Source organism: Cognatiyoonia sp. IB215182 (assembly GCF_033963905.1).
In the GTDB taxonomy this organism is placed as follows: Bacteria; Pseudomonadota; Alphaproteobacteria; order Rhodobacterales; family Rhodobacteraceae; genus Yoonia.
Genome location: NZ_JAXBMB010000061.1, coordinates 1 through 1,789 on the forward strand (window position 1 = coordinate 1; position 1,789 = coordinate 1,789).

The following is a 1,789-nucleotide window of genomic DNA, read 5'->3' on the forward strand; positions in this document are numbered from 1 at the left end:
TGAGGGTCGCCTGATGTTCTCGTACGCGTCCAGTGGCCGAGCGCAGATATACACTGGGTGCAGAGCAATCATTTTGCTCCAATTGCAACTCGTAAATCGGCCTTTTCATCTCATAGATGGCACGAGCATAAGCTTTTGATAAGCTAATACTGGATGTAATTGGTGGCTAAGACTGCCAATCGATCATTTCTGCAAGCCCAGACGGAACTTGTCCCAGAACGAGAACCGACAATTTTTCCTCGGCTTTCCAACTATTTGCAAGATCCTTTATTGTCTCATATTGCTGCTCGCACATTGTTGGAACAAATAATTCGTCCCCGCTTAGATTATTTGTCAAGATTCTTTCGTCAATGGCGTCCTCAAAGGCTACTGAGTTGCTCCCAAATAGAATGCACAAACTACAATTAACCAGTAAAGCTTCGAAGGTTCCTGTCTCTATAATCCTCAATGCAATACTATCCGTATTGATTACGAGAATATAGGCGCCAGCATTGCTTAAAGCTATTGTCGTCAGGTCCTCATTGCTAACACTGGACCACGGTCTTTGGCACATCTAATGCTCCTCTAACGCAACCTTTCAAGGATTTCATTGAACGCGCCCCGGAAGGCTGTTACCTCCCTTTGTAAGTGAGAGATTCGACCCCGAAGCGCGCTCTGAATTTCAGCCTGAGTGAAGGTGCGCGTGCCGTTGTCAATTGCTTGCCTCATGCCAGGTGGAAGGGTGGGGTCTAGTCTGAACCTCGCTATCTTATCCTCATGCTCCAATATCTGTCGCTGCAACGATCTTAGCGACCTTAAATCACTCATTATCTCCGGAGCAATACGCAAAGCCTGTTGAGCAGTCGGGGCGGCAAGAGCCGATGCGACGCCCCTGACCGCTAGCTCGACCGAAGTACCGGCGGGAATCATTCCCAACACAACCATACCGCTTTCCACGTCTTGCCCATAGTCGTGCGTGATGTCTCGTCCGTGGTCGATGGCAGCTAGCCGATCAACTTCCATGTTGATGCCTTGATAAGTGCGCGCCAAAGACTCTTCGGATAGCTGTGCAGCCAGCTCTGCCGTTGGCCCATAATTCTCGAGCGTAATCGAGTTGCCTGCCTTGTCGATCATCGTGACAGTACCCGTCTCGTCGTCTATTCGGTATTCACCTCGCTCATCTGGATCCTCGTCGGTCAATCGCGTGGCGTTCCCATTCGGGTCCCTTAAGTTCACAGGATCGTTAAAGCTATAGCTGTACCGATTTGTACCCACGCCTGGCTCTGTGACTTCGAACCAATCCGGTTGCAGGAACAGGCCCAGTTCCGGGTCGTAGTACCGGGCGTTGAGGTATTGCAGGCTGGCGTCGCTGTCGAAGCGTTCGCCGATGAAGCCTTTGGCGTCCTCGGCCACGGCGGGGTTGTAGGTCTGGCTGACGGCGGAGAGGCCGAAGGGCAGGAAGTTCTCCTCATGCGCCTTCGCCCCGCTCGCATCCGAGATCACCACGACCGAGTTCAACTGATCCCGGTGCAAATAGCTCTCCACCCCATCCACCAGCCGCACATTCGGATGCGGATAGGCGACAAGCGACGCATTGGTCTGACCATAATTGCGCACTTCGATCGGCCCGACATAGAGCGTCTCGCTCTCATTCGCTGTGCCCGCCTCATTGATCAGTTTCAGTCGTGACCCGTCAGCACCATAAACATAGCGCGTTTGCACGCCGCTATGCGTGACCGAGAGCGGGCGGTTCTCATTGTCATAGGTCATGACCTTGCCATGCAGGCCGGTCAGCATGTTGCCGTTGGCA

At 52.8% G+C, this 1,789-nt stretch carries 2 protein-coding genes; both read right to left on the reverse strand.

From position 1 onward, the window contains the following. Nucleotides 1-166: 166 nt before the first annotated feature. The gene (locus SLH47_RS26245) at nucleotides 167-553 is read right to left on the reverse strand and encodes a hypothetical protein (protein ID WP_320244088.1); all 387 of its coding nucleotides are present in this window, start codon (nucleotides 551-553) and stop codon (nucleotides 167-169) included. Between the two features lie 11 nt (nucleotides 554-564). Beyond that, on the reverse strand, nucleotides 565-1,789 hold a 1,225-nt coding region (locus SLH47_RS26250; protein WP_320244090.1), incomplete at its 5' end, for an RHS repeat-associated core domain-containing protein.

Bases quoted from the DNA above. Each gene is read 5' to 3' on its own strand.
- SLH47_RS26245 (WP_320244088.1), bottom strand. From the start codon at position 553: ATGTGCCAAAGACCGTGGTCCAGTGTTAGCAATGAGGACCTGACGACA.